The following is a 4,919-nucleotide window of genomic DNA, read 5'->3' as shown; positions in this document are numbered from 1 at the left end:
CGCCGAAAGGGCACCCGCCACGCTCATCGAAAGAATTTTGCGCGCAATGATCATGTGAAAATCCTCTCCTCTCGCTTCGGCCCAAAAATCGGAAATCGATTTTCGACAAGCACGAGGCGTGCATCCAAGTTTCCAGAGCGACGTGCGTCCAGATGAATACGTATCGCTATGGTCCGCATCCCTTCAATCGCCCGATTTCCGGGCGATTGCAAGGCAGTGAGGCAGGTGGGCGGTGCTGCTATCGCACAAGGATGTTGCGGAACTGCCACGGGTCGTTCCGGTCGAGGTCTTCCGGGAACAGGCCGGGACGGTTATCGAGCGGCGTCCAGTCGGTGTAGTAGCCCTTGACCGGTCCGAGATACTGGGACTGCACTTCCAGGCACCGCCTGTAGTCCATCTCGTCGGCTTCGACGATGCCGGCCTCGGGATTCTCCAGCGCCCAGACCATGCCCGAGAGCACCGCCGAGGTGACCTGCATGCCGGTGGCATTCTGGTAGGGGGCCAGCTTGCGCGCCTCGGCGAGCGACAGCTGCGAGCCGTACCAGTAGGCATTCTTGTCGTGGCCGTAGAGCAGCACGCCGAGTTCGTCGACGCCGTCGATCAACTCGTTCTCGTCGAGCACATGATGCACCGGCTGAGGCTTGCCGGCGGCGCCGAACATCTCGTCAAGCGACAGCATCGCGTCGTTGCAGGGATGATAGGCATAGTGGCAGGTCGGGCGGTAATGCACCTTGCCCTTCTTCGAACGCACGGTGAAGAAATCGGCGATAGAGATCGCCTCGTTATGCGTCACCAGCAGGCCGTATTGCGCGCCGGGCGTCGGGCACCACGAGCGCACGCGCGTGTTGGCGCCCGGCTGCTCCAGGTAGATGGCTGCCTTCGAGCCGTGCTTGTGCTTCTTGGCGTTCTTCGGCATCCATGTCTCGTGTGTGCCCCAGCCAAGTTCCGCGGGCTGCAGGCCCTCGGAGATGAAGCCTTCGACCGACCATGTGTTCCAGAACACATCCATCGGTTTCGGCTTCTTGGTGCGCTGGGTGTCGCGTTCGGCGATGTGGATGCCCTTGACGCCGGCCTTCTTCATCAGCTTGGCCCAGCCCTCGCGATCGTCCTGCGCGGGCTCCGAGAACTCCAGGCCAAGATCGGTGGCGAGATTGACCAACGCCTGCTTGACGAACCACGAGACCATGCCTGGATTGGCGCCGCAGGTGGAGACCGCCGTGGCGCCGCCGGGCTTGTCGTGCTTTTCCTTGAGCAGCGACTCGCGCAGCGCGTAATTGGTGCGGCTGGCGTTATCGGCCTTGGCGTCGAAATAGAAGCCGAGCCACGGCTCGACGACGGTGTCGATGTAGAGCACGCCGAGCTTGCGGCAGAGCCGCATCAGGTCCACCGAGCCGGTATCAACCGACAGGTTGATGCAAAAGCCCTGGCCGCCGCCATTGGTCAGAAGCGGGGTCAGGAGCTTCTTGTAGTTCTTCTCGGTCACCGCTTCCTGGACGAAGGTGATGCCGCGCTCGTCGAGCAGCTTGCGGTCGGTGTCGCGCGGATCGATAACCGTCATGCGCGACTTGTCGAACTTGAAATGGCGTTCGATCAGCGGCAGCGTTCCCCGGCCGATCGAGCCGAAGCCGATCATCACGACAGGGCCGCTGATCTCACCGTAAACGGGCCAGTTTTCATTCGCCATTTTATCGAGCACTCCTTCAAAGCCCAGGAAACTGGGAAAACGCACACACAAAACCGGGCATCTTTGCCCGGCGGCCATGCGCTACATCACAGATCATTGTCACAAACCAGCGAAAAGCGCCAACCAGCGATCAGTCGTCATTGGCCATGTGGTTAAGGACCGTCATCAGCCGATCACGGTCCGATGTCAGGCCCTTGTAGTCGAGCTGGGCGAGATCGAGTGCTTCGAGCTGGGCGGCGAAAGACACCGCGAGCTTCGCCCGATCAGGGTGCCTGGCCAGCACGGCGAGCGGATCGAGATGGATGCGGATGGTGAACAGGATATCGCGTGAAACAGGCAGTTTGCGTAGGGTTTGCCGCTCGACGCGAATGAAGGCATGGGCGTCGATGTCGCCATCGGGAAAGCGCGACGGCCGGTTGGTGGCGCGGTCGATGCGCTGCAGGTCGGAGAGCGGATGGTAGAGCGCGTTGTCGGCCTGGATCGACCAGTTGTAGCGCTCGACGGCCTGCCCCTGGAGGCCATCGAACATCCGGTTGATGAGTTCCGCCGGACGCGTGCCCGGGCCGAAACCCGGCACCGGCGCGTGGATGTCCTGCAGCGGCTTGCCGAACTTTTCCAGGAGCGACCAGGAGGAGGGAAAGCAGAGCGAGCCGGCGACCAGCCGCCAGCCGCTGTCACTGCTGCGCATCAGGATCAGGTCTTCCTGGACGAGCAGTGAGGCTTTGGCCAGCGGCGCATCGGCGAGGGAAGCAGGCAGACGGCTCGCCGCGCCCGCCACCTCGACGCCTGATCCGCCGAGCCGATGGGTTTCGGGGAACCTCTCCGGGAGATGCGCGGCGAGCAAGTCGAGCACTTCCTGCTGGGCGTCGCGCGTGCCGTCCTCCTCGACGAAAACGCGCTCTGGGATTTCGGCATAGAGCCGGTGCTTTTCGGCGAGATACGGCAGCAGATGGCCGTCGACCTCGATCCAGGCCGCCGGGTCGAGCGGCTTCAGCCCGATGCTGAACAGTTTCGACGAGCCGTCATAGGGCGTGTGGGTGGGCAGCGTATGTTTTGGGGACGTCATGTCTCAGGTCAGTCTTGCCGGGATCAGTCCGCGCAGCGAATTGCCGACGAACAGGGACTTGGCGGATTTCAGATCGTCCAAGCTGTAGATCGCTTCGCGGGCGCGGCCTTCATCCAGAAGCTGCGCGCGCAATACGCCAGGCAGCAGGCCGCAATCGAGCCGGGGCGTCGCCAGCACGCCGTCGCCGACATCGGCAAAGACATTGGTGATCGTGCCTTCACAGATCTCGCCACGCTCGTTGGCCATAAGCACCTCGTCGGCCTGCGTGATGAGGTGTTCGGCACGGGCACGCGTGTAAAGCTGTCGCCGGCTGGTCTTGTGGCGCAGCAGCGTGTCGTTCGAATCGAGCCTCGTCCGCGCCAGCCGCAGCATCCAGACTTTGTCGGCGGCGAGCGGTTCATAAGGCTGCGCAGAGGCCGTCACCTCGCCATCGTGCGACAGGACGAGACGCGTGCGCGTGGCAACGCCGGAACCGCCGACCGCGCTGCTCAGCGCCTCGCCGACCGTGCCTGGATCACAGCGGAAGCCGAGTTCCGCCGCCGAGCCATAGAGGCGCGCAAGATGACGATCGAAGCGCAGGAAGCCCGAGCCGGGTTCCCAGCGCATGGTCTCGATCAACTGAAAGTCGGCGGTGTTCCCGTCGCGAAGCGCGCTTTCAGCAGACACTCCTGATACTCCTCCTGCGCCGTCGAATCGAAGACGACGCCGCCTCCGACATTGTAGACGGCCTCGCCGCCCGAAAAGAGCGAGATGGTGCGGATCGCCACGGAAAAGCGCATCGGGCCGCCGGGTGCGATCCAGCCTATGGCGCCGCAATAGGCATCGCGGGGCGTGCCTTCCAGGTCGCGCAGGATCTCCATGGCACGGATCTTAGGCGCGCCGGTGATCGAACCGCAAGGAAACAGCGCCGCAAAGATCTGGCGGATAGAGAGACCCGGCAGCAGTTTGGCCCTGACGTCGCTCACCATCTGATGCACGGTCGGGTAAGTCTCGATGCGGAACAGCGCCGGCACGTCCAGCGTGCCCACCTCGCTGATCAGCGAGATATCGTTGCGCAGGAGATCGACGATCATCCGGTTTTCGGCCTGGTTTTTCTCGTCATTGCGCAGGAAGATCTTCTGCCGTTCGTCCTCGGCTTTGGTGGCGCCGCGCGGCGCCGTTCCCTTCATCGGATGCGTCTCGATCATGCCCTCGGCGTCGATCTCGAAGAACAGTTCAGGCGAGCGCGACAGCACGATGGGTTCACCGAGCGCGATCAGCGCGCCATATTTCACCGGCTGACGTTCAGTCAACGCATCGAACGCGGCCAGAGGCTCGCCTGACCATTGCGCATGCACGGGAAAGGTCAGATTGCCCTGGTAGCAATCACCTTGCCGGATGTGCTGGTGCAGCCGCGAGAAGCGTTTTTCATAATCCTCGGGCGACCACGTCGCACGGGCGTCGAAGATCGGGCCATTGGTCGCCGCCATATTGCGCGGCGGCACCGCCTGTTCGACCGGGGCATCGAAAACCCCAAGGCACACGAGTGGGGCGCGGCGTCCATTCGGCAGCAGGGGAACGAGCTTGGGTTCGAGCAGGTAGCCCGCCTCATACGAGAAATAGCCGGCAAGCCATTTGCCTGCATCATGCGCGGCTTGTGCTGCTTCCAGAGCCGGCCCGAAATCGCCTGCATCGTGCGCCACGATGATATCGGCCGGCCGGTCGAAAACGAGCTGGCGCGCGCTTTTGTCATTGCGAAAAATTGCGGCGGGCAGGGACATGGGCACCGAATGCTGCGGTCAATGAAGCCATCAACCGCTCTATATGGGGTGCCGCCCGCGCGCAATCGAGGGAACGGCACGCTGCCTCTTAAAGCCGACCTTTGGGCCAACTCAGGAACCAAGAGCAAACGGCGACGCCGATATGGCGCCGCCGCTTGCAATCTTCAGGTCGTGCCTGGCGATCAGCTGTTGCTGGAGGTTCCGGCTGTTGGAAACTGCTTGGCGAATTCCTTCTCGTTGCCGGCGGCGAGCAGCTTGGCCTGCTCGATCCAGCGTTCGCGCGCGATGCGGCCATCGAAATTCATGACGTCCTCGATCCGTTTGATATCGGCCGCTGTCCAGGACGCGATCTGGGCGAAGCTGGTGACGCCTTGTGCCTTGAGCAGTTTCTCATTGACCGGACCGATAC

The 4,919-nt window shown here is 62.8% G+C and carries 4 protein-coding genes and 1 pseudogene; all 5 read right to left on the bottom strand.

The genetic code is table 11. The annotated features are described in order from the left end of the window. Positions 1 to 238: 238 nt before the first annotated feature. The gene (locus tag EOA22_RS12355; protein WP_013529731.1) at positions 239 to 1,684 is read right to left on the bottom strand and encodes a homospermidine synthase; all 1,446 of its coding nucleotides are present in this window, start codon (positions 1,682 to 1,684) and stop codon (positions 239 to 241) included. A gap of 130 nt (positions 1,685 to 1,814) precedes the next feature. Further along, positions 1,815 to 2,750: a DUF3445 domain-containing protein gene (locus EOA22_RS12350; protein WP_063168945.1), complete on the bottom strand. Its 936-nt coding sequence runs from the start codon at positions 2,748 to 2,750 to the stop codon at positions 1,815 to 1,817. Between the two features lie 3 nt (positions 2,751 to 2,753). After that, positions 2,754 to 3,416, bottom strand: a complete 663-nt coding sequence (locus EOA22_RS12345) for an aminotransferase class IV family protein (protein WP_063168944.1) — start codon at positions 3,414 to 3,416, stop codon at positions 2,754 to 2,756. Further along, on the bottom strand, positions 3,365 to 4,510 hold the full coding sequence (locus EOA22_RS12340) for an aminodeoxychorismate synthase component I (protein WP_063168943.1): 1,146 nt from the start codon (positions 4,508 to 4,510) through the stop codon (positions 3,365 to 3,367). Before EOA22_RS12340 ends, EOA22_RS12345 begins: the two co-directional genes overlap by 52 nt. Positions 4,511 to 4,692: 182 nt before the next feature. After that, positions 4,693 to 4,919, bottom strand: a pseudogene (locus EOA22_RS12335) (proton-conducting membrane transporter); the annotation flags it as partial.

The sequence above is a fragment of the Mesorhizobium sp. M7A.F.Ca.US.014.04.1.1 genome (assembly GCF_003998745.1).
In the GTDB taxonomy this organism is placed as follows: Bacteria; Pseudomonadota; Alphaproteobacteria; order Rhizobiales; family Rhizobiaceae; genus Mesorhizobium; species Mesorhizobium ciceri.
Note: the sequence above shows the minus strand (reverse complement) of the source record. Positions and strands in the feature narration are given on the sequence as shown.